We start from the raw sequence: 21,387 nt of genomic DNA, 5'->3' as shown, positions 1-21,387 counted from the left end.
AAGTTCATTTCTCTTGATTTCGGGTGGGGTTTTGAACTCATGAAAGCCTCATAAGTTCATTTCTGATGATTGCTGATGAGGTTTTGAACTTATGAAAGCCTCATAAGTTCATTTCTCTTGATTTCGGTTGGGGTTTTGAACTCATGAAAGCCTCATAAGTTCATTTCTGATGATTGCTGATGGGGTTTTGAACTCATGAAAGGCCTTTTGAATCTAATATAAAAAAGTAAGTGAAGATTTGGTATCCTCACTTACTTTTTTTGTCCTTGGATATTCTTCCACAGGCGATTCGATTACCAGAACCCCCATCGGGTTGGCTCATACCATCGTCTTTATGGCCATTAATCACAATGGATGTCCCCTCTTTTGTAAACAATGAATTCTTACCTTCAAGAAGAGTTGCCTTTGGTGCCATTAACTCCCCTTTTACTTTTCCATTCTCCCCAACAATAAGGTTCGGCAAATCACCAACATGTGCTCCTTTAGGGTGCAACAGACCATGCTTTTTCTTATCGGGATTTAAATGTTCTCCAGCAGTTTTAAATTTAGGTGGCTTGCAATTACCTTTATCATGAATATGCAGAGCATGCTCTCCAGGAGGTAATCCTTTTAAATCTAACGTCAGCTTGACGCCACTCGACTGCTCCTGCAACTGAATTGTACCAACTGATTTATTTTCACTATCGACCATTTTCACATCAAGCTTTGTAGGATTTTCCTCTGCACAACCCACTGTGATAAAAAGTGGAATAAGCAAAGTAAAATAATAAGAACGGAAATGAACCTTCCCCATAGCGAGAACCTCCCTAATTGGATGTTGTGCTTATTATTCCCTTAACAGCCGTTGATTTATAGGACGAAAAAAAAGGAAGCTATTTAGCTCCCTTTTGTCATCGTTTGTTTGTCAATTTGTTCTTCTAGCATTTTGGCTTTTTCTTCCTGCTTTTTCGATACTTTAATAATAAACCGCATCGTGAAAATCGCTGCGATTAAAAATATTGAACCTGAAATCGCTGCAGGAATATATTCCGATTTATCCTCTGGAAAATAAAGAAATAGCGCTAACACATACTGTTCAAACATATTTTTCCCCCTTCTGCCAAAAATGGCAGGTTCCCCTTGTCCTATTATAGCAAGGACTCATGAAGCTAAGTCAACCAAAATGGTTTGGCTTATCCTTCCAATTTTATTTGCATGAATCCTTACTGCTCCCCTTATTCTTTAACGGTAATTTTATTTATTTTTACATCCTCGGCAGGTTTATCCTGAGATCCAGTTTTCACATTAGCAATTTTATCCACTACATCCATGCCTTGGATGACTTGACCAAATACCGTATGCTGGTTATCGAGCCAAGGTGTACCACCTTTTTGATAGGCATCACGAATTTCCTGCGGATAGTTATTTGCGTCGATGTAGTCCTTTGTATCATCATCTAAGTTTGAATTTTGAACAATAAAAAATTGACTACCATTGGTACCAGGACCTGCGTTTGCCATTGACAGCGCTCCACGTAAATTGTACAGACTCTTTGAAAATTCATCTTCAAAATTATCTTTCCAAATACTTTCGCCTCCACGACCAGTACCAGTTGGGTCACCACCCTGAATCATAAAATCTTTGATAACGCGGTGAAAAATGAGGCCATCATAATAGCCCTCTTTACTATGAGTAATGAAATTTTCAACAGCCTTTGGGGCATATTTAGGGAATAGCTTAATTTTAATCAATCCCATTGTCGTTTCCATATCAACGAGAACTTCATCTTCACCAACTTCACTTGACAGCTGCGGGTATTCACGGTTTTCATCCTCTGCCTCATCGTCTTTAGTGTCGACAGCTTCATTAGTTGTCCCATTGCCGGTTTTCTTGTCATTGGTGTCTGCATTATTATTGTTGCTACCACATGCTGCTAAAAGAAAGATAAGTGTTGTGACAAGGAATAAAATTCTGATTTTCATATTTTCTCCTTTTAAAAGTTGATTTGTTTTTATTATTATAACCATAATGAACATTGAATCCAATTTCAAGTAAGGAGGAATTTATCATGAGTGAAATTCAAGTTGGCGATCACGTAACTGCCATATATAAAACGGGAAAGTATATCGGCGAGGTTACAGACATTCGGCCTCAAGCCTATTTGGTTCGGGTACTGGCGGTGGCGAAGCATCCGATGCAGGGAGACTTGCACAGCCCAAAGGATGCTGATGTTGGCTTTTTCCATCAGCGCCGCGCTCTCGCTTTTCGTGAGCAAGCTAATATTCCGAAGCAAATGGTGAAGCCCTATGATGCGGAAATTCCAGACTATGTAGAGTCCTTGAAGGAAGCCGTTGCGAGGATGAAACAGGAATTGACGGAAATGGGCACACCATGGGCCGAGCAAAGCCTAAAGCTTGTCGAGGAATTAGCAGGAGATTATTTTAGATAAGCTTTTTATGAAACACCTTTGGGGTTTTTGGGTGGAGGTTGTTTCATAGAGCACTTCTATGATTCATTTGGGCGGTTTTAGGATGAGGTTTTGTTTCATAGAGCACCTCTATGATTCATTTGGGCGGTTTTAGGATGGCCTTTTGTTTCATAGAGCACTTCTATGATTCATTTGGGCGGTTTTAGGATGAGGTTTTGTTTCATAGAGCACCTCTATGATTCATTTGGGCGGTTTTAGGATGGCCTTTTGTTTCATAGAGCACCTCTATGATTCATTTGGGCGGTTTTAGGATGGCCTTTTGTTTCATAGAGCACCTCTATGATTCATTTGGGCGACCAATCTTCTTAGTTTTGTCCTTATGATGCTTTCATACGGACACTTTGGCGGATTCCAACTCACCTTTTGGCCTTATAACTACATCACCCAGGATGAGCAACCAGAAAAAATAGCAAAATTAAAAGCCAAATCAGCTTTGATTGATTTGGCTTTTTAAGCGAATTTATTTAGAAGTTGCGAAAAGTCAACACGGTCACCAATAGTTGGTGGCTTTGGCTTTTCAAGATACTTTTTGTCCTTTTCAACTAATTTGAAAATGTTATAAGTTGTTAAGGCGTCGTCTAAGGCGCGATGGTGTCTACCAGTACCCTCTTTCCCGTATTCCTGGACAGCTTTCCACAATCCAGTTTGATTTTGATCTCCGAAGAATCGTTTATACTCCATCGATAAATCGATTTCTTTCCCATTAAACGGAAACGGGACATCGTTTCGCTGACAATTGTGACGAAGCACTCGCATATCCATATTTCCCCAGGTGATAATTGTGGTTGGATAGACATCGTTTAAATCCCGCATCGTCTTGACCAAATCCTCGAAAGAGATTCCTTGATCAACTTGTTTCTGTGAAATGTGTAGGAAAGATTTACAGCGTTCGCTTAATATAGGAAAACGGACAGGAGTAACAAATGAGGAAAATTGTTCATTAATTTGGTCACCAATTACCGAAACAATCCCTGCCTCAATAATTTCTGGAAAAAAACCGCGAAATCTTTCACTTTTTTCAGGCATAGTAAATTCAAAATCAATAAATAAATATTGATGTTTCTCCCTCATTAATTCACCTGCTTTCATTGGCATCACTGAATTCAAAATAGTTATTTTTATTATAACATGAACTTCGATAATTTTTTAAATTTTTATTCAAATCTTACAAAGGCATCTCTGCAAAAAAATAATGCCTCCAGAAATGCATTCTGAAGACATTTTTGATTATTTTTTCAGTTTTATAATCGCAACTGTACAGCGTGAAACACAAATCAACGCACCAGCTTCATCCGTAATTTTCGCATCCCAAACCATCGTCGACTTACCACGGTGTAGCAATGTCCCGAGCGCTGTCACGACGCCCTCTTGTTTACCTTTAATGTGATTTGCATTGATTTCCAAACCGACGACAGCCTCTGTTTCTTGATCAACAAGAAAATAGGCCCCTAAACTAGCAACAGTCTCTGCCAATGCCACTGAGGCTCCACCATGAAGAAATCCCATTGGCTGCCTTGTTCGTTCATCAACAGGCATCGTTGCCGTAACCATTCCGTTTTCTACCTTTTTTATTTCTATTCCAAGTGCACCCATTAGCGTTTTACTGAAATCCATTCGTGTATTCTCCTTATCCTCATATTCTAAGGTAAGATATTTTCAGAGATTAGCGCCCCCGTATCGTCCTGATTTTTTTCAAATGATTTCTTCGTAAAAATCTTAAAATGAAGGCGATGACAACAACCGTAGCCAAACCAAATAAAATTTCATTACCATACAGAAGAACCACGTCCATTTTATCATTAAACCAATAGCCAATCGAAAAGGCAATTGTAAGCCATGTTAGTGCTCCGCCGTATGAAAAAATAATAAATGACTTAAATGAGTACTTACTGACTCCGTAAAGAAAGGGCACAAAGCTACGAAAGCCCGGCAAGAAATAGCTTAACGAAAGTGAAAAAGAGTGGTACCGATCAATCAGTTTAAACGAACGATCAATTTTCCGTGATAACCGCTTACTTTTTTCAAAAAAATGCAGTAGCGGCCTACCTACATAACGACCAATGCAGTAGCAGGTTGTTAATGCGGAAATAATCCCACAATACGTAACGATAAATGAAACAGCGGGATGAAGTATGTCCTCAAAGGATAAATAGCCAATCGTCATGGCGATCACCTCATTTGGAATCGGAATCCCAAACACCCCTAGCCATAGCCATAAAAAAAGACCTAAGTACCCGTAATTCTCTGTGACTTCAACAATTAAATCTAAATCCATCGCAATTCCTCCCATCAACTGCTCCGGACGAACGAGCTGCAGATACCAATAAAGGTCTTTTTGATTAGTAAAGTAATCTATGTATCTATATTTTCATTGATTTATTTTAAAAAAACAAGGAAGAAAATTTGAACAAAAAAGCTGACTCACAGGGAACAAACACTTCCCTGTCGAGCCAGCCTCCTTATTTATATTAATAATATGGATACGAATATGGGGACGGATACGGTGAATATGGGTAGTATGGACGCGGATATAATAACGCACTGCCAAGCAGCCCTCCTAGGACTCCTCCGACAAGCGGCCCACCAAATCCATATCCATAGCCAAATGGTCTTCTCCCATAACCATAACCATGACCGAAGCCATATCCATGACCATATCCATGACCAAAGCCATGACCATAACCATGGGGACGCGGACGACGCAAATTACTCATTTTGCCTACCTCCTTTTTATTTATACATGACAAAGTCCTACACTACTTCATATGCAAAAAGGGGGCAGACGGAGTGGGCGAACGTCCACTATCGTCCTCCTTATTTTATCGGCTCGAATGTTTCGACTAACAGCGCCAAAGTCCTCGTCATGACACCAGTCGCTCCCGCTGGACCAAGATCATAATCGCGCTTAGTGACTGAGGTGCCTGCGATATCTAAATGAACCCATGGTGTGTCTTCTGCAAATTCACCAACAAATGCCCCGCCCATAATCGCATGCCCCTCCCGACCAGGCGAGTTATTCAAATCAGCTATTTTGCTAGAGCGGACACGTTCTTTGTCTTTTGGAAAAATCGGAAGTCTCCACATTTGTTCTCCTGCTTCGAGTGCCGCTTCGATTACTTGTTCATACAAGCCCTCGTGGTTGGTCAAAGCACCTGTCGTTTCCTCACCGAGTGCAACGATAACACCTCCGGTCAACGTCGCCACATCAATAATGTAATGAGCTCCATGATGTTTCGCGTAAGTGACGGCATCAGCCAAGACAAGGCGACCTTCCGCATCGGTGTTCAACACCTCAATCGTTTTCCCACTCATCGACGTAATAACATCATCTGGTTTCAGTGCGCCACCGTTAATCATGTTATCAGTCGACGGTATCACCGCAACAACATTTTGTTCCGGGCGTAATTCTCCGATAATTTCCATTGCGCCTAATACAGCAGCAGCACCGGCCATATCAGTTTTCATACCAACAATTCCATCCTTCGTTTTTAGGGAATATCCACCAGTATCGAAGGTAATCCCTTTGCCAACCAGACCAATTACATCTGTCCATTCGTCCTTACCATCGTACTTAAGCACAATCATTTTTGGAGGTTGTTCTGAGCCTTGATTAACAGCTAGTAAAGCCCCCATACCGAGCTTCTCCATATCTTCTTTTTCAAGGATTTCTAATTCAAAATTGTATTTTTTCGCGAGCTCTGCTGCATAGTTGGCCAAGTCAGTTGCGGTCAGCATATTTCCCGGTAAATTAACCAAAGTTCGCGCTGAATTAGTTGCCTGCCCATAAATGGAACCGACCATTAACGCTGCATAAATTTCCTCAGGCTCTGTTAATTCTGAATAAATCGTCATTTCCTTAATGTGTTTTTCCGACTCATTCGACTTTTGTTTATAGCCTTCAAATTGGTATGTAGCAAGATTATAAGCTTCACCAAGGGCGTAAGCCAAATCTAGTACGGATAATTCCCCCCTAACGAAAGAATCCAAGGCAACAGCAACCTCAGTAAATTTCTGTTTTTGGAGCTGTTTAAAGACAGACCCAAGCGTTTCTTTAATTGAATCAAAACCGCTATTTTTTTCCTTTCCTAAACCAACAAAAATTAGTTTCTTAATATGAAACTTTCCTAACGTATGTATAACCGTGACTTCTTTACGCTTTCCCGATATATCATTATTTTTAAATAGTTCAGTTAGATGGCCATCAAAGGCGTGATCTACTTCTGCTAAAAATCCTTCTAGTTTTGCCGGCCGATCATATACACCGATTATTAATCCTTGATGACTTACTGATAAATCCCATTTCGTTTTTATTTGAAACATATTTGCCACCTCCAATAGTTAACATAAATATTATATCGAAATATCAAGATGAATGGGAAAGAATTGGTTTTTCTTCGATTAGGCAGTATTAAACATGTCCGTTGATTTCCGTTCCAGGCGCTTCGCGCACCTTAGGGGCGGGCGGTGAGCCTCCTCGGCGCAATAGCGCCTGTGGGGTCTCACCTGTCCCGCTGCTCCCGCAGGAGTCTTCGCGCCTTCCACTCCAATCAACTTTGCGAAAAAAACAACTTGCCACTTTAACACACCCATTAAAGATAATCAAAATATTACCATTTTTTCTCAAATTAATAGTACGTTTAAAATGGCATAAAATGCAAATTTGAAGGATAATAAGGTATAGATAGTGTTGCAATATTGGATGATCTTTTATTGCTTTGGCACACGCTCGGAAATTAAAAAGGGGGAGTCCCTTATGGATATGCTCACAAATTTTCCGTTTTGGTCAGCAATCGCAGCAATCTTTTTTGCTCAATTTGTTAAGGTTCCAATTCAGTTTCTAGCTACGAAACAAATTAATTGGTCATTATTAACAAGTACTGGCGGCATGCCAAGCTCTCACTCAGCCGCTGTAACAGCTCTTTCAACTGGTGTCGCTCTTGAGGCTGGCTTAGATTCACCGATTTTTGCCGTGTCAGCTTTGTTTGCCATCATCACCATGTTTGATGCAACTGGTGTTCGAAGGCAAGCCGGTGAGCAGGCGATTGTCCTGAATCAGCTTGTTGCAGATTTTAATAAAATTGTAAAAGAAGCTAAGCATTGGACTGAAAAACCAGAAAAGGAAAAACGGAAGGAACTAAAGGAATTATTAGGGCACAAGCCCATCGAGGTCTTTTTTGGAGGGTTAACCGGAATTGCCTTAACCTTACTTTTTTATTTTCTGTTGTAGCATTTTGACAGGACGGATTCGTTCGTGGAATCCGTCCTGTTTTTTCAATAAGGTATATATCTAAACTTCGGATGACCCATTGCAGAATTATTTTTGCTCAGGAGAGAATTGTTGACGAAACACCTGCATGGCTTCATCTTCATTTAACTCATTCAGCTTAGTTTCTGTTAACGTGCCCGCCCCCATCTCAACAATATATACATCGATCGTTCGTTTACCCCATTCGTTGTAAACTTCATCAACCGTGTCAAAGTATAAATCAACTTCATTTCCCTCTATTGCGCCACCTTTATCTGCGACAACGCCATAGCCATAGTCAGGTATAAAAAGAATGGTGCCAATAGGAAAAACGTTTAAATCTGCAGCAACGGTTGAAAATAAATCACGCTTCACTTTCACACCGGAATAGGTGATTCCAAACTCAGGATGTCCAGGATTTTTCCCTGTTGATTCATAGCCTGCTGTATACCCGGTTGCAACGACGGTTTTTTTCGGATATTTTGACCAGTCTACAGCTTCTTCTAGGGATGGCGGACCAGCCGCCTGAGTTTTGGTTTCAACGTATTGTCCTATTGTTGCTGCTATTTGCGTAAGAATCTTTCCTACTTCCACACCAGAAATCGCCTGGTATGTTGTCATTAATGCTGCAAAAAATAAACAAGACATCACAAACCGTCTCGCCCATTTTTTTAGTTTTTTGGTCATAAAGCTATTCAAACCTCCCAAATCTATTTGTTCCCAACAGATTCGGAAATATGCAAAGAAAAGTAAAATATATTTACACTGTTAACAAGAATTATTGCTCCAACACTATATTTCTTAATTAAAAATAGCAAAATAAACGAAAAAACCACAGTGAGAACACTGTGGGAACATTTCTATATTCTGCTAACAACATTTTGAACCATTTAAAACATTGCATAACCTTTTTTGCGTAAAAGTTTCATAGTGACCCCTGCTAAAATAGCTCCAGCTAAACCGCTTACTAAAATCAGCATATCTGCTGGCGCCAATCCGCTCATTAATCCACCTAGCTCAGAAAATGCTTCCTTACTATTTTGGAAGTATTCAATAAACCGAACCTTATCTACTATGAAAATAGCAATAAATGGATATACTACCGCCATAATCCATGTCATTCTTAGCAACATGTTTAGTAAGAAACCGATGCCGAAAAACAACACGAAAAATAAAAGCATTGAAATAATAAGCGTAACGATGGTAAGTTCCATCAAGCTCCCTCCCCCTAACACTTCATTTAAAAGTGTACTCAACTTAACAGAGGTAGTCAATCCATTCGACCGTTTTCACAGCTAATTTTCGACTCTTTTTTCAATAATTCTGTTAATACGAGGTAGCGAAGGTGTAGCTAACCTAATATAAAAAACAACCCAACTCAGCCTAACACGACGAATTGGGTTGTCTCTATTATTTTATTATAAAATGTTAAATTTTCCTTTTTTCATGACAAGTGATGCGCCACCGATTAACAATAACGCGCGATTGTCAACCATTTTCTTCATGAAAGATGCCTTAGAGCCTACTAATTTTTTACCGAAAACTAGACCAATCGCATCGTCATGACCTAATGAGCAAACTGAACCTTTGATATCGGGTTTGAAAGTTTCAAGTTCATGCTTGCCTCTAATTAAAGCTGCAATATTTTTTGCGCAGCATTCACCTTGTTGCATCGCAATTTGAGCAGTTGGTGGATATGGACGATTAATTTCTTCATTAATCATCAATGAGCAATCACCAATTACAAACAAGTCGTCACTTCCAGGAGCTCTTAGATCAAGTTGAACCTTAACCCGTCCACGCATAGATTCAATTCCTGATTTTTCAATGATAGAGTTACCTCTTACACCAGCTGCCCATACAACAGTGCCAGCTTTAATTTCTTCCGTTTCATCCTCGCCTTTAGCCACAACGATTCCTTCTGGTGTACATTCTTTAATCGCTGTACCGATGCGGAATTCCACACCTTTTTTCTCTAATGCAGCCACTGCATAACTAACAAGTTCAGGATCAAAACCTGGTAATACCATTGGTGCCGCTTCGACACATATTAATTTAACCTTTGATTGATCAACATCGTATTCACGGCATAGTTCAGGAATACGATTTCCCATTTCCCCAAGGAATTCAATTCCAGTGAAGCCGGCGCCGCCGACAACAATAGTTAAGCGGTCATCTTTCTTTTCCTCTTCAGAGCTATATGTTGCAAATTGAAGCTCGATGTGCTCGCGAATTTGTCTTGCTGCATTGACGTTTACAATTGAAAAAGCAAATTCCTTTAAGCCTTTGATGCCAAAAGTTTCTGATTCACCGCCAAGCGCAACAACTAAATAATCATAAGCCAGTTCACCGTTTTCCAAGATCACTTTCTTTTCTTCAGTTTTGATTTCAACAGCAGTATCTTGAACAAATTCGACTTTGCTGCGATCGATTACATTGTTAATTGGATAACGAACGCGATCATGGTGTAGTGTACCTGCACTTGCCTCATGAAGCCATGTTGTCTCGTAGTGATAATCATGCTTGTTTACTAACGTAATATCCGCTTCGTTTACCCCAAGGATTTTCTGTAATCTTGTTACTGTCATTAAGCCACCGTAGCCTGCCCCTAATACTACTACCTTCGCCTTACTCAAAGTAATCCATCCACCTTTTCCATTTTTTCTTGTCTACAACTGAATGTCGATTCGGCTGTAGTCCTTTTCTATTTCTATATGCTAGCAAAGTTTGTGATGTACTTCACTTGTTTAGACAAAAAAACGTTAAAAAAATGTCACAAAAAATTAACATATGTTCTAGATAATAATATTCTATTTACATTTCATTTTCAAGTGTGAAAAATGATTTGTTCATTCTCCTATTTTTTTTGTCTAAAAACAACGATTAATAATCATGGTTTTTTCAAGTAATTACGCTATTATGGGGTATTATAGATAATTATTTTTCAAATTAGTCTGGGGGTTATCGAGTGAAGGAAGATCAGCAAATATATGATATTACGATCATTGGCGGGGGGCCAATCGGATTGTTTACCGCGTTCTATGGTGGTATGAGACAGGCAAGTGTAAAAATTATTGAAAGCTTACCACAGCTAGGCGGTCAATTAGCGGCACTTTATCCTGAAAAATACATATATGATGTTGCAGGATTCCCAAAAGTACGTGCACAAGAATTAGTGAATAACCTCAAAGAACAAATGGCCAAGTTCAACCCAACCATTGCCTTAGAACAGGCAGTTGAAAAGGTTGAAAAACAGGAACACGGTATTTTTAAATTAACTACCAATAAAGAAATTCATTATACAAAAACCGTTATCATTACAGCTGGTAATGGTGCGTTTCAACCGCGCCGTTTGGAGCTTGAAAGTGCCGTTCAATATGAATCAAAGAACCTTCATTATTTTATCGATGACCTAAACCAGTTTGCTGGTAAAAAAGTAGTTGTCTTTGGTGGCGGCGACTCTGCTGTTGATTGGACGTTAATGTTAGAGCCTATTGCAGCGCAAGTAACAATCGTGCATCGTCGCGATAAGTTCAGAGCACATGAGCACAGTGTTGAAAATCTACAAAATTCAAAAGCTGATATCAAAACTCCATATGTTCCTGCCGATTTAATTGGTGACAAATCCGGAATTAAGCAAGTAGTGATTAAAAATGTGAATGACGAATCACTCGAAACCATCGAGGTTGATGCCGTCATCGTCAACTACGGTTTCGTGTCTTCACTTGGTCCCATTAAGGAATGGGGCTTAGAGATAGATAAAAATTCCATTGTTGTTAATTCAAGAATGGAAACAAATATTGAAGGTATTTATGCGGCCGGGGATATTTGTACTTATGATGGAAAAATTAAACTGATTGCCTGTGGCTTTGGGGAAGCGCCAATCGCCGTAAATATCGCCAAAACCTACATCGATCCAAAAGCGAAAATACAACCAATGCATAGTTCTTCTTTATTTAATAAATAAGTATTCAATTTGAAATAAAAAAACGCATGGATTCACGCTAATCCTTGCGTTTTTTTGTACATATTTATTGATGAGTTGTTTATTCATCATGCTTTATTTAGCATTCTTCAGGTGTACCTGTTTCAGTTGCTGTGCGGAATGATGAACCACAGCCGCAAGATGCGATGGCGTTTGGATTGTCAATGGTAAACCCGCCGCCCATCATGGATTCTTTATAGTCAATGACAGTACCATTTAAAATCGGTTGGCTTTCTGAGTCGATTAAAATTTTAATATCATGCTGTTCATCCTTAAGATCACCCTCAGCCACTTCATGGTCAAAGCCCATGCCATAGGATAACCCACTACAGCCTCCACCCTTAACTGCCACTCGTAGAAAAGCACCAACTTCATCATTTTGCTCTGCCATATGTTTAATTTGCAATGCAGCAGCTTCAGTAATGGTGATAATTTGTTGCATCCTTCTCCCACCTCTCATCGGATTTCGTTTTTATTAGTATATACAACTAACAATATTCAGCTCAACTAATCCGATTCTGATTTTACCGAAAATATTAAAACATTGGGTTGTCATCTAAGTATTGATATATATTATTAGTCAACTCTTCAGCTGTAGACCCTTTTACGATTTCGCCGTTTACTACCGCGAATAGTGTTGATTCACAAATACCGCAGTAACTCATACACCCGTATTCAATGACATCTAGATTCGGGTCTCTTTTAAGTTCTTCGAAAACTTTTTGGGATCCATTCACTAAGTTGCCGATGCAAAACTCGATCAATGGCTTAATCATATCCCTCACCTCTCTCTACTAACTGATATCCTACTTTACTTCACTAATATCGTCAATTGGGAAAGTCGAAAGATTTGTAAGGATTTCGCCCTGAAAATGTTGAGATTTTGTGACAACTTAGTTATACTGTTAAGTGTTTACAAATGTCGAAATTTACTATTTTTCCTGTAATATTAAGTCTTTAGTGAAACCGGCCAGGCTTTAATGTTATGATTTTACGGCCTTACATACATGCCATGAATGAACATAAGATATTGCCAATGCTTAAATTAGAGATAGATAGAGAGAAAGCAGTTCAAGGATAGCTGCAGAAAAATGGGGAAAAGGGGAAATATTGAATGAAAAATCTAGTTATACTTGGCGGAGGCTATGGTGGAATGAGAATCCTCCAGCGCTTTTTACCGAACAACTTACCGGAAGATGTGACGATTACATTAGTTGACAGAAATCCGTATCATTGTTTAAAAACAGAATTTTATGCATTAGCAGCGGGTACTATTTCCGACCAGCATGTACGTGTACCTTTTCCATCCCACCCAAGATTAAAACTCGTTTACGGAGAAATCGCTTCCATTGACCTGGAAGAAAAGAAAATCTCCTTTGAAAATCAAGATTTACTCTCATTTGATGATTTAATTATTGGACTCGGTTGCGAGGATAAATACCATAATGTTCCTGGAGCTAATCAATTTACTTATAGCATTCAATCGATTGAGAGCGCCCGTAACACCTATCAAGCACTAAACAATCTACCACCTGGTTCAGTTGTTGGGATTGTTGGAGCAGGATTAAGCGGTGTAGAATTGGCAAGCGAATTGAATGAAAGTCGTAAGGATTTAAAAATTAAGCTGTTTGATCGCGGGAACTATATTCTATCGTCATTCCCGGAAAAACTAAGTACGTATGTGGAAAACTGGTTTGATACAAATGGCGTCGATATCATTAATAATGCCAATATTACTAGAGTAGAAGAAAATGTATTATATAACCATGATGTCCCAACGACTTTTGATGCAATTGTTTGGACAGCTGGAATTCAACCTGCAAAGGTCGTACGCGACTTAAATGTTGAAAAAGACAACCAAGGTCGAGTTGTGTTAACACCACAGCACAATATTCCAGGTAATGAAAATGTATATGTGCTTGGGGACTGTGCCAGCCTACCGCACGCACCAAGTGCTCAGTTAGCAGAGGGCCAAGCTGAACAGATTGTTCAAGTTTTAGCAAAACGATGGAACGGTGAAGAACCACCGGCTGACTTCCCAGCAATTAAGCTAAAGGGTGTACTAGGTTCATTAGGCAAAAAACATGGATTCGGAATGCTTGTAGATCGCCCGATAACAGGTCGTGTTGCTAGATTATTGAAATCTGGTATTTTATGGGTTTATAAATATCATAATGGATGATTTTGGTTTAGTTCGCGAAGAGCCGCATGGAGGGATTTACCTTCTGTGTGGCTTTTTTGTTGAGTTGGAGTTGGTTTGCTTATAATCATTACCCCTAACTTAGAATTTTTGATCCTAGAGGTAACGAAAAGCATCTATCCGTTACCTCTATACCTCATTTTCGTCTTGTAGGGGGTACGAATAGCTCCTTAACGTTACCCCTAATCGAAATTTTAGACTCTAGAGGTAACGATAATGAAACGTCAATCAACCCTACAATCAGATTCACCCCTCACGGTACCCAAACTGCTCCATTACTTCATATATCGCCTTCAAGCGGGGATTACCTTCGCCGACGATTTGCCCTTCGATGACAACAACTGGATAAAACAAATCCTCGTCGATTACCTTTTGCGCGAAAGCTTGCTTCGCTGGATCAGCAGGCGGACTAAAAATATCAATATAAACTACTAGAAAAGGCTGCTTAGGGTATTTTCTTGTAATGGCAGCTTCGAGCCATTCGACTGTATCCTTTGAGGAAGGCAAACCGACGCAGCTAGAGCAGGTTTGTTCAGCTCCATAGACGGCAATTTCCAATATTTCTTTTTCCATTCTTTTCAACCCCTTTGTCATCGACATTTATATCGCTAATAATATTCTAATATTATTCACCTTTTTATGTTAGATTTAAGGATTCCAGAATAGATTTTTATGTTTGTTGTGATTATAATAAAGTAATAAGAAAGGAGTAGATTAAATGTCAGACCAATCTATGTTAACACAAGTACAAGAAGTATTAGATAAATTACGTCCATTTCTTTTACGCGATGGCGGTGACTGTGAATTAGTTGACGTGGAAGATGGCGTTGTAAAATTACGTCTTCTTGGCGCTTGCGGCAGCTGCCCAAGCTCAACAATCACTTTAAAAGCTGGAATTGAACGCGCACTACTAGAAGAAGTTCCAGGCGTTGTTGAAGTAGAACAGGTTTTTTAATTAGAAAATCGGAAGCTAGACACTATAAAAAACCAAGGCCGAATTCGCTCATTATCAGAGAGAATTCGGCCTTTTATTTTGCAGATAAGCTTTATTATTTTTCACAAATTTCAACAAGGCTTGTCGTACTGCCACAGCTATCGATTTGCAATTCGATTATGTCCATATCAGGTAGTGCCGCGTTTAATTCCTGAACTAGAGCTGCACCTTGACCTGCTGGAGCAAAGCATAGGATTGATGGACCTGCGCCACTTAGAGCTGCTCCAAAGGCACCACTTTTTTCGGCAAGTTCTTCGACTACTGCCATATGCGGAACTAGACTACGGCGATAGGGTTGATGGTAGCGATCAGCCTTCATCATTTTACCTGCTAACTCAAAATTCCCACTTAAAAGTGCTGCAACGAGTAAATTACCAACAGCACCTGCTTTCACGGCTTCAGCAAAAGCAACCTGTTCCGGCAATACATTGCGGGATGCCTTCGTTAAGAGTTCTACTCTTGGAACAACGACAACCAAGTCACAGTTTAAGTCAGCGAATACCGCTTTATGAACTTCAGTATCAGTTTGATAGCCAATAAATAACCCACCGAATATGGATGGACCAACATTATCAGGATGGCCTTCGATTTCTGATGCAATCATTAGCTTTTGATCACGGGACAGATTGAGTTCACAAATACAATCGGCTAACTCGATTCCGGCGACAATCGCGGAAGCACTTGAACCAAGGCCTCTTGCTAACGGAATGTCACTAGCTACGCGCAAACGGCATGGTGGCATGATTTTACCAAATTTAGCTGCTGTATCAATGGCTATTTTACAAATAAAATTTGTATCATCAGACGGGAAGCATTCAAGTTCCTTGCTTTCCGGGATGACCTCCCATGTATCGCTTCTTTCAGCTGTTATTGTTAAATAAACTGAAACAGCTAAACCAATTGAATCAAACCCCGGGCCAAGGTTGGCCGAACTGCCCGGGACTTTGATCAAAAACATGCCATCCTCACTCATTGATGGACAACTCCCTTAATATACTCCGCAACTGCTTTCTCGTCGTTTGGAAGTGCTACTGGCTTGATTGGGCTAGCAGAAATCGCTGTGTCAGGATCTTTTAAGCCGTTTCCAGTCAGGATTGCCACAACAGTTGAACCTTTTGGAATTTCGCCACTTTGGACTTTTTTATAAACACCTGCGATTGATGCTGCTGAACCTGGTTCAGCAAATACCCCTTCTTTAGAGGCAATCGCACGATAGGCTGCTAAAATTTCTTCGTCTGTTACTTCATCGATCAGACCATTGGATTCTTTCGCCGCGTTTACTGCTAAATCCCAGCTTGCAGGGTTTCCGATACGGATTGCCGTTGCAATTGTTTCTGGATTTTCAAAGACGCGGTTATGGACGATTGCAGCAGCACCAGCAGCTTCAAAACCGAACATTTTTGGTAGGTTATGGTCTTTTTTCTCATGATATTCTTTGAAGCCTTTCCAGTACGCACTGATATTTCCTGCATTTCCAACTGGAATTGCTAAAATATCAGGAGCTTGACCAAGTTGGTCACAAATTTCAAATGCGCCTGTTTTTTGGCCTTCTAAACGATATGGATTGACTGAGTTCACAAGGGCAACCGGTTCTGTTTCACTGATTTTGCGAACCATAGCGAGCGCTTGGTCAAAGTTTCCTTCGATTGAAACAATATCTGCACCATACATAACGGCTTGAGCTAGCTTACCAAGGGCAATTTTTCCTTCTGGAATGACAACGATACATTTCATTCCTGCTCTAGTTGCATAGGCTGCTGCCGCTGCAGATGTGTTTCCTGTTGATGCACAAATAACAGTGTCTGCTCCGTCTTCCTTTGCTTTCGCTACGGCAAACACCATACCACGGTCCTTGAACGAGCCAGTAGGATTGGCACCTTCTGTTTTCACATAAAGATTAATACCCAATTCTTCGGAAATCTTCTCCAATTTAATAAGCGGTGTATTCCCCTCATTTAATGTTAGTGCTGGAGTGTTCTCCGTTACTGGTAAATATTCCTTGTACTCTTCAATAAGACCTTTCCATCTCATCCTCTTTCGCCTCTTTCCACACGATATGAACATTTAATTTCTTTAATTGCTTGTAAATCCTTTAATTCATTCAAAATCTCTTCATAGTCCTTTAAGCTCGCGTGATGCGTTACGAGCACAATTTCAGCTATTTCCTTGCGTTTAAGTGGCATCTGAAGGATTTTTTCAAAGCTTACCTTATGTTTTGAGAAAATGCCAGTAATATCCGCGAATGTGCCGACTTCATCATAAACATGAAGGCGTAAGAAATATTTCGAGAAAATTTCATCGGCACTTTTCAACTTCTTAGGGTATTGCGGTGTAACTGCACTGCGTCCATTAACCCCTAGGCGCATGTTTTTGATTACTCCAACCAGGTCAGACACTACTGATGTTGCCGTTGGCAGACTTCCAGCTCCTGGGCCGTAAAACATGGTCTCTCCTACAGCTTCGCCAAACACATAAACTGCATTATATTCATCATTAACGGATGCCAGTGGATGATTTTCTGGCAATAAAGTTGGCTGTACGCTTACTTCTACCTTATCCTCGTCATCACGGCTAGCAATACCAAGAAGTTTCATTGTATAACCTAACTGCTTGGCATATTTTAAATCATCTTCCGTAATTTGGGTAATACCTTGAACCTTAACATCATCAAGGTCAACCTTCATTGAAAAGCCTAATGTTGCCAGGATCGTCATTTTTCTGGCTGCATCCAAACCTTCTACATCAGAAGTCGGATCAGCTTCGGCAAAACCAAGCTCCTGCGCTTCTTTCAGTACTTCTCCATAGGCAGCACCCTGCTTAGACATTTTCGTTAAAATAAAATTTGTTGTGCCATTGACAATACCCATCATTTTCATAATCCGGTCAGATGCTAAACCATCTACTAAACTACGAAGAATGGGAATACCACCGGCTACAGATGCTTCATAAAATAAATCGCAGCCATTTTCAGCCGCAACAGTATGTAACTCTGTACCATAAACAGCCATTAAATCCTTATTCGCAGTTACAACATGCTTTTTCTGTTGCAGTGCTTTCAATAAATGATCTCGTGTATGCTCTACTCCCCCCATTACTTCAATCACAACATCGATATCCGGATCATTTAAAATGTCATTGGGATTTGTTGTTAAAAGCTCTGGTGAAATTTCAACCGCTCTAGGTTTATTTAAATTGTTTACGAGGATTTTCTTTATTTTAACAGGACAGCCAACTTGATGCATTAATTTATCCTGATGGTTCTCAATAATCGTTACGACACCAGAACCAACTGTACCTAGACCTAACATGCCAATTGAAATTGCTTTCATTCCTTCAGTACCCCCCGCCCGCTTGTTCTTTCTAAACGAACAATTGTATTCATATAAAAGACATTATATTTCTAGTTTTCAGATTTTACAATAGTTTTTTGGCTCTTTTTCCAATAAACCGCTTTCATTGAAAATATATTGTGAATCATGCAAAAATTCATTATGTAAAAAAAACCTGTGAGGGTTGATTCACAGGTTTTATCCAACTTAATGTGCTAATTGTAAGTTCCAATCTTTGTTGACTAATGTCTTTGGCGTGTGACCTGTTAATACCGCATGAATGTTCTCTAAGCATAATTCCATCATCGTTTCTCTTGTTTCAACACTTGAGCTACCGATATGTGGAAGTGCCACTACATTTGGTAATGTTAACAACGGATGATCGGCAGAAATTGGCTCAACAGTAAATACGTCTAAGCCTGCTCCTGCAATAATACCATTTTCAAGCGCAGCTATTAAAGCTTCCTCGTCAACAACGGGTCCCCGAGATGCATTAATAAAAATGGCCGAACGTTTCATGCTAGCGAACACATCAGCAGTAAACAAATTGCGTGTTTCGTTTGTCAATGGTGTTAAGCAGACGATAAAATCAGACCGTTTCACAAGTTCATCGAACGAGGCATACTTTGCCCCAAGCGCTTGTTCAACCTCTGGCTTCCGTGAGCGATTATGGTACAAAATCTCCATGTCAAAGCCGGTGGCACGTTTTGCAACAGTCTCACCAATTTTACCCATTCCGACAATCCCAATTGTCTTATGGTGAATATCATGACCGGCAAGTAGAAGTGGACTCCAGCTTTGCCATTTTCCTTCTTTTACATATTCAGCAGCCTCAATTAATCGTCTTGCTGTTGCCATTAATAAACCGAACGTTAAATCAGCTGTTGTATCCGTCAACACTTCTGGCGTATTACAAACAGCAATCCCCCGCGCTGTTGCTGAGGCAAGATCAATATTATCAAAGCCTACGGCAAGATTAGCAATCACCTTTAGGTTTTCACCAGCATCGATAACTTCTTGATCAATCGGGTCAGAAAGCATCGTAAGCAGAGCCTCTGCTTTTTTGGCTTCTTCTAGTAAAACTGTCCGTGGTACAGGAATATCTTCTTTATCCCACATTCCAATCGTATAATGATCTTGTAGTTTTGAAATAATATGTTCAGGGAGCTTTCTTGTAATAAAAATATAAGGTTTCATCGTCTACCCCTTTTCCTGTATGTTACTATTACTATTTTAATATACTACAAGAAAAGACTTCCATCAAAGTAATAAGCAGAAAATTTCCTCATTAAACTCCTTTGAGCCAACCAATTTCCGGTATTTTCATGGTTCGTAATGGAACCTCCAAAAGACCATAAAAACTTGCCAAAAATTTTTCATACTCGCTGGAATGATTGATTATTTTTTGCAGTCGATCCTCCAGCGTATGCTTAGTTTGCTCAGAACTAGAAACATAATACTCCTCGACACAATCAAAATAATGGAGCGGAAACACTAATCGCGCATATAATAATCGCCATGAGAACGGTGAAAGCTGCGTCATCGATTGATAATCTGAAAAAAATTGCCGTAAATCAGGCTGATAAGTTTGGCTGTTATGGAAATAGCGCTGCCTTGTCCATTCCGCTATATCTCGCGCTCCGTGATCGAGAATCCACTCAAATGGATTTTTAAACAAGCGCTCCCCTCCCCATGTCATTTCTGAAAATCGCTCATGAGTAACTGTGCCATGATCAATATTTGTTGGAGTAACATCAAGCTCTGTATCCACTAAATATTGAATCGCATTTTCCGTTAAACCTAAATAATACGGAAACGATTCTAAGAACATACGCTCAAATTCATTTTCTGGTAACTGATTAATTTTAGTAAGCCAGACCTTTTCCATCTGTTCTAAGCGTTTTACCCAAATTTCCTTCCACTGCCCTAATCTGTTCAACTTATTGATTGGAACCGTTAAGGTGCGACCACGCTGATGAAATTTTGCCAATTTCCGTCCTAACTGAGCCATTGCTTTTCGCTTCATCCCTTGATTCAATGCTAATACACAGGCATTTTCATCCTTCCAACGGCTTAATATTTCACCATTTTTAGCACGATAAAAAACCGGCACAGCCCGATCGCCTGCCTGAACTAAATGTGCCGAAATGGCACTTAACTCATTAATTGCCTCTTGCTCCAGCTTTATTGGATGGATAAGAAAATAAAGTTGATCTCCCCGCTTACAACCTGAGTATCTGCCAATCGAAATTTCTTCCTCAGCCTTAATGCCATAATGTTGGTCAAGCCACTCTTGAATCATTGTATACATCCCCCTTATCATGGGCTTTCCTTCCTATACTTATATGAATTTTTTGCCAAAAACTTGTTTGTAACTTATTATTAATGTATAAGCTATTTTCTAAAGGAAATGATACACGGGGCATGTATTATAGGAGCATATTTTTATAAAATGCGTATATATATTAGAGAATAATAAAAAGAAAAGGTGAGCATATGGAGGAAGAAAACAAAATCGTAAAAATGTCAGACAAAACTGCTCTCAAAATGTTAAATGAAAGAGGAGTAGAGATAGAAGATATTGCAAAATTAGTCTATTACCTCCAAGAAAAATACCACCCAAATTTAGACATGCAAGATTGCATTCATAATGTCGAAAGAGTACTTGCCAAGCGCGAGGTTCAAAATGCCATTTTAACTGGAATTCAGCTCGATGTATTAGCAGAAAAGAAGCTGTTAGACAGTCCGCTACAACAGTTGATTGAAACAGATGAAGGTCTGTATGGTGTCGATGAAATTCTTGCATTTTCGATTGTAAATGTTTACGGGTCAATTGGTTTTACCAATTATGGCTATATTGATAAGCAAAAGCCTGGGATTTTACAAAAGCTTAATGATAAATCTACAGGAGAATGTCACACATTTTTAGACGACCTTGTCGGAGCCATTGCCGCAGCTGCCTCAAGCAGACTAGCCCATAGAGCAGCTAATGTTGACTAAATCGAAAAGCGGAAGCGGCTCGCTCAGGAGCGAAAGGCATAAGACGAATCACGTAGGAGACGATAGTCTCTGGAGTGATTTGGCTTATGACCCGAGCTCCTAGCCGCTGGAGCTAGACAATAAAAGCGGAAGCGGCTTGCTCAAGAGTGCGAACCGCATTGAAAGAG

At 39.8% G+C, this 21,387-nt stretch carries 24 protein-coding genes and 1 pseudogene; 6 read left to right on the top strand and 19 right to left on the bottom strand.

The window, feature by feature from the left end; genetic code table 11:
• Positions 1-247: 247 nt before the first annotated feature.
• The 3 genes from HHO41_RS01970 to HHO41_RS01960 all read right to left on the bottom strand — a co-directional run bounded on the left by HHO41_RS01970 (position 248) and on the right by HHO41_RS01960 (position 1,961).
• A complete protein-coding gene (locus HHO41_RS01970) occupies positions 248-793 on the bottom strand; it encodes a superoxide dismutase family protein (RefSeq protein WP_169095126.1) in 546 nt (181 codons plus the stop codon).
• An 83-nt stretch (positions 794-876) separates the two neighbouring features.
• Positions 877-1,083, bottom strand: coding sequence for a hypothetical protein (locus HHO41_RS01965; protein ID WP_169095125.1), 207 nt, complete (start codon positions 1,081-1,083; stop codon positions 877-879).
• 131 nt (positions 1,084-1,214) lie between these two features.
• Positions 1,215-1,961, bottom strand: a complete 747-nt coding sequence (locus tag HHO41_RS01960; RefSeq protein ID WP_169095124.1) for a peptidylprolyl isomerase — start codon at positions 1,959-1,961, stop codon at positions 1,215-1,217.
• A gap of 86 nt (positions 1,962-2,047) precedes the next feature.
• Between HHO41_RS01960 and kapB the strand changes: the two genes are divergently transcribed.
• The gene (gene kapB / locus HHO41_RS01955) at positions 2,048-2,428 is read left to right on the top strand and encodes a kinase-associated lipoprotein KapB (protein WP_169095123.1); all 381 of its coding nucleotides are present in this window, start codon (positions 2,048-2,050) and stop codon (positions 2,426-2,428) included.
• 489 nt (positions 2,429-2,917) lie between these two features.
• On the opposite strand, the gene kapD is transcribed toward kapB, so the two are convergent.
• The 5 genes from kapD to HHO41_RS01930 form a co-directional block, all read right to left on the bottom strand.
• On the bottom strand, positions 2,918-3,538 hold the full coding sequence (gene kapD / locus HHO41_RS01950) for a 3'-5' exonuclease KapD (RefSeq protein ID WP_169095122.1): 621 nt from the start codon (positions 3,536-3,538) through the stop codon (positions 2,918-2,920).
• 156 nt (positions 3,539-3,694) lie between these two features.
• Entirely contained in the window at positions 3,695-4,081 is a 387-nt protein-coding gene (locus tag HHO41_RS01945) for a PaaI family thioesterase (protein WP_169095121.1), read from the bottom strand.
• Positions 4,082-4,130: 49 nt separating this feature from the next.
• Positions 4,131-4,742: a DedA family protein gene (locus tag HHO41_RS01940; RefSeq protein ID WP_169095120.1), complete on the bottom strand. Its 612-nt coding sequence runs from the start codon at positions 4,740-4,742 to the stop codon at positions 4,131-4,133.
• Positions 4,743-4,935: 193 nt separating this feature from the next.
• On the bottom strand, positions 4,936-5,181 hold the full coding sequence (locus HHO41_RS01935) for a hypothetical protein (RefSeq protein ID WP_211170995.1): 246 nt from the start codon (positions 5,179-5,181) through the stop codon (positions 4,936-4,938).
• 100 nt (positions 5,182-5,281) lie between these two features.
• A complete protein-coding gene (locus tag HHO41_RS01930) occupies positions 5,282-6,787 on the bottom strand; it encodes a leucyl aminopeptidase (RefSeq protein WP_169095119.1) in 1,506 nt (501 codons plus the stop codon).
• Positions 6,788-7,220: 433 nt separating this feature from the next.
• Between HHO41_RS01930 and HHO41_RS01925 the strand changes: the two genes are divergently transcribed.
• Positions 7,221-7,694, top strand: a complete 474-nt coding sequence (locus tag HHO41_RS01925; RefSeq protein ID WP_169095118.1) for a divergent PAP2 family protein — start codon at positions 7,221-7,223, stop codon at positions 7,692-7,694.
• An 87-nt stretch (positions 7,695-7,781) separates the two neighbouring features.
• On the opposite strand, the gene HHO41_RS01920 is transcribed toward HHO41_RS01925, so the two are convergent.
• The 3 genes from HHO41_RS01920 to HHO41_RS01910 form a co-directional block, all read right to left on the bottom strand.
• Positions 7,782-8,399, bottom strand: coding sequence for a 3D domain-containing protein (locus HHO41_RS01920; RefSeq protein WP_169095117.1), 618 nt, complete (start codon positions 8,397-8,399; stop codon positions 7,782-7,784).
• Positions 8,400-8,602: 203 nt separating this feature from the next.
• A complete protein-coding gene (locus HHO41_RS01915; protein ID WP_169095116.1) occupies positions 8,603-8,926 on the bottom strand; it encodes a YuiB family protein in 324 nt (107 codons plus the stop codon).
• Positions 8,927-9,130: 204 nt separating this feature from the next.
• A complete protein-coding gene (locus tag HHO41_RS01910; protein WP_169095115.1) occupies positions 9,131-10,348 on the bottom strand; it encodes an NAD(P)/FAD-dependent oxidoreductase in 1,218 nt (405 codons plus the stop codon).
• 332 nt (positions 10,349-10,680) lie between these two features.
• Here HHO41_RS01910 and HHO41_RS01905 point away from each other — a divergent pair, with 332 nt between their 5' ends.
• Entirely contained in the window at positions 10,681-11,679 is a 999-nt protein-coding gene (locus HHO41_RS01905) for an FAD-dependent oxidoreductase (RefSeq protein ID WP_169095114.1), read from the top strand.
• A 97-nt stretch (positions 11,680-11,776) separates the two neighbouring features.
• On the opposite strand, the gene HHO41_RS01900 is transcribed toward HHO41_RS01905, so the two are convergent.
• Together HHO41_RS01900 and HHO41_RS01895 are read right to left on the bottom strand one after the other, a co-directional pair.
• Complete coding sequence (locus HHO41_RS01900) at positions 11,777-12,139, bottom strand: HesB/IscA family protein (protein WP_169095113.1); 363 nt, start codon at positions 12,137-12,139, stop codon at positions 11,777-11,779.
• Between the two features lie 94 nt (positions 12,140-12,233).
• Positions 12,234-12,473, bottom strand: coding sequence for a YuzB family protein (locus HHO41_RS01895; RefSeq protein ID WP_169095112.1), 240 nt, complete (start codon positions 12,471-12,473; stop codon positions 12,234-12,236).
• Between the two features lie 338 nt (positions 12,474-12,811).
• Between HHO41_RS01895 and HHO41_RS01890 the strand changes: the two genes are divergently transcribed.
• Positions 12,812-13,879, top strand: a complete 1,068-nt coding sequence (locus HHO41_RS01890) for an NAD(P)/FAD-dependent oxidoreductase (RefSeq protein ID WP_169095111.1) — start codon at positions 12,812-12,814, stop codon at positions 13,877-13,879.
• Positions 13,880-14,143: 264 nt separating this feature from the next.
• Here the strand turns inward: HHO41_RS01890 and HHO41_RS01885 are convergent, their stop codons facing one another.
• Positions 14,144-14,470, bottom strand: a complete 327-nt coding sequence (locus HHO41_RS01885) for a YuzD family protein (protein ID WP_169095110.1) — start codon at positions 14,468-14,470, stop codon at positions 14,144-14,146.
• A gap of 160 nt (positions 14,471-14,630) precedes the next feature.
• Between HHO41_RS01885 and HHO41_RS01880 the strand changes: the two are divergent.
• Positions 14,631-14,852, top strand: a pseudogene (locus HHO41_RS01880) (NifU family protein); the annotation flags it as partial.
• Positions 14,853-14,946: 94 nt separating this feature from the next.
• Here the strand turns inward: HHO41_RS01880 and thrB are convergent.
• The 5 genes from thrB to yutH form a co-directional block, all read right to left on the bottom strand.
• A complete protein-coding gene (gene thrB / locus HHO41_RS01875; protein ID WP_169095108.1) occupies positions 14,947-15,864 on the bottom strand; it encodes a homoserine kinase in 918 nt (305 codons plus the stop codon).
• Positions 15,861-16,922: a threonine synthase gene (gene thrC, locus HHO41_RS01870; RefSeq protein ID WP_169095107.1), complete on the bottom strand. Its 1,062-nt coding sequence runs from the start codon at positions 16,920-16,922 to the stop codon at positions 15,861-15,863. Before thrC ends, thrB begins: the two co-directional genes overlap by 4 nt.
• Positions 16,919-18,220 carry a homoserine dehydrogenase gene (locus HHO41_RS01865; RefSeq protein ID WP_169095106.1) on the bottom strand — a complete coding sequence of 434 codons (1,302 nt, stop codon included), beginning with the start codon at positions 18,218-18,220 and terminating at the stop codon, positions 16,919-16,921. The genes thrC and HHO41_RS01865 overlap by 4 nt, the downstream gene beginning before the upstream one ends.
• Positions 18,221-18,427: 207 nt before the next feature.
• Positions 18,428-19,417 carry a 2-hydroxyacid dehydrogenase gene (locus tag HHO41_RS01860; RefSeq protein ID WP_169095105.1) on the bottom strand — a complete coding sequence of 330 codons (990 nt, stop codon included), beginning with the start codon at positions 19,415-19,417 and terminating at the stop codon, positions 18,428-18,430.
• Between the two features lie 91 nt (positions 19,418-19,508).
• Positions 19,509-20,522: a spore coat putative kinase YutH gene (gene yutH / locus HHO41_RS01855; RefSeq protein WP_169095104.1), complete on the bottom strand. Its 1,014-nt coding sequence runs from the start codon at positions 20,520-20,522 to the stop codon at positions 19,509-19,511.
• Positions 20,523-20,743: 221 nt separating this feature from the next.
• Between yutH and HHO41_RS01850 the strand changes: the two genes are divergently transcribed.
• A complete protein-coding gene (locus HHO41_RS01850) occupies positions 20,744-21,220 on the top strand; it encodes a phosphatidylglycerophosphatase A family protein (RefSeq protein ID WP_481747079.1) in 477 nt (158 codons plus the stop codon).
• Positions 21,221-21,387 lie beyond the last annotated feature (167 nt).

It is taken from the genome of Bacillus sp. DNRA2, assembly GCF_012843265.1.
Classification (GTDB): Bacteria; Bacillota; Bacilli; order Bacillales; family Cytobacillaceae; genus Bacillus_BU.
This window is presented reverse-complemented; position numbering and strand designations above follow the sequence as displayed.

What these genes read in the sequence shown, in the direction of transcription:
- HHO41_RS01940 (WP_169095120.1), bottom strand. Translation starts at nt 4,742, where the DNA reads ATGGATTTAGATTTAATTGTTGAAGTCACAGAGAATTACGGGTACTTA.
- yutH (WP_169095104.1), bottom strand. Translation starts at nt 20,522, where the DNA reads ATGATTCAAGAGTGGCTTGACCAACATTATGGCATTAAGGCTGAGGAA.
- HHO41_RS01970 (WP_169095126.1), bottom strand. Translation starts at nt 793, where the DNA reads ATGGGGAAGGTTCATTTCCGTTCTTATTATTTTACTTTGCTTATTCCA.
- HHO41_RS01960 (WP_169095124.1), bottom strand. Translation starts at nt 1,961, where the DNA reads ATGAAAATCAGAATTTTATTCCTTGTCACAACACTTATCTTTCTTTTA.
- thrC (WP_169095107.1), bottom strand. Translation starts at nt 16,922, where the DNA reads ATGAGATGGAAAGGTCTTATTGAAGAGTACAAGGAATATTTACCAGTA.
- kapB (WP_169095123.1), top strand. Translation starts at nt 2,048, where the DNA reads ATGAGTGAAATTCAAGTTGGCGATCACGTAACTGCCATATATAAAACG.
- HHO41_RS01920 (WP_169095117.1), bottom strand. Translation starts at nt 8,399, where the DNA reads ATGACCAAAAAACTAAAAAAATGGGCGAGACGGTTTGTGATGTCTTGT.
- HHO41_RS01895 (WP_169095112.1), bottom strand. Translation starts at nt 12,473, where the DNA reads ATGATTAAGCCATTGATCGAGTTTTGCATCGGCAACTTAGTGAATGGA.
- kapD (WP_169095122.1), bottom strand. Translation starts at nt 3,538, where the DNA reads ATGAGGGAGAAACATCAATATTTATTTATTGATTTTGAATTTACTATG.
- HHO41_RS01850 (WP_481747079.1), top strand. Translation starts at nt 20,744, where the DNA reads ATGTCAGACAAAACTGCTCTCAAAATGTTAAATGAAAGAGGAGTAGAG.
- HHO41_RS01945 (WP_169095121.1), bottom strand. Translation starts at nt 4,081, where the DNA reads ATGGATTTCAGTAAAACGCTAATGGGTGCACTTGGAATAGAAATAAAA.
- HHO41_RS01900 (WP_169095113.1), bottom strand. Translation starts at nt 12,139, where the DNA reads ATGCAACAAATTATCACCATTACTGAAGCTGCTGCATTGCAAATTAAA.
- HHO41_RS01890 (WP_169095111.1), top strand. Translation starts at nt 12,812, where the DNA reads ATGAAAAATCTAGTTATACTTGGCGGAGGCTATGGTGGAATGAGAATC.
- HHO41_RS01930 (WP_169095119.1), bottom strand. Translation starts at nt 6,787, where the DNA reads ATGTTTCAAATAAAAACGAAATGGGATTTATCAGTAAGTCATCAAGGA.
- HHO41_RS01965 (WP_169095125.1), bottom strand. Translation starts at nt 1,083, where the DNA reads ATGTTTGAACAGTATGTGTTAGCGCTATTTCTTTATTTTCCAGAGGAT.
- HHO41_RS01885 (WP_169095110.1), bottom strand. Translation starts at nt 14,470, where the DNA reads ATGGAAAAAGAAATATTGGAAATTGCCGTCTATGGAGCTGAACAAACC.
- HHO41_RS01935 (WP_211170995.1), bottom strand. Translation starts at nt 5,181, where the DNA reads ATGAGTAATTTGCGTCGTCCGCGTCCCCATGGTTATGGTCATGGCTTT.
- thrB (WP_169095108.1), bottom strand. Translation starts at nt 15,864, where the DNA reads ATGAGTGAGGATGGCATGTTTTTGATCAAAGTCCCGGGCAGTTCGGCC.
- HHO41_RS01925 (WP_169095118.1), top strand. Translation starts at nt 7,221, where the DNA reads ATGGATATGCTCACAAATTTTCCGTTTTGGTCAGCAATCGCAGCAATC.
- HHO41_RS01860 (WP_169095105.1), bottom strand. Translation starts at nt 19,417, where the DNA reads ATGAAACCTTATATTTTTATTACAAGAAAGCTCCCTGAACATATTATT.
- HHO41_RS01865 (WP_169095106.1), bottom strand. Translation starts at nt 18,220, where the DNA reads ATGAAAGCAATTTCAATTGGCATGTTAGGTCTAGGTACAGTTGGTTCT.
- HHO41_RS01915 (WP_169095116.1), bottom strand. Translation starts at nt 8,926, where the DNA reads ATGGAACTTACCATCGTTACGCTTATTATTTCAATGCTTTTATTTTTC.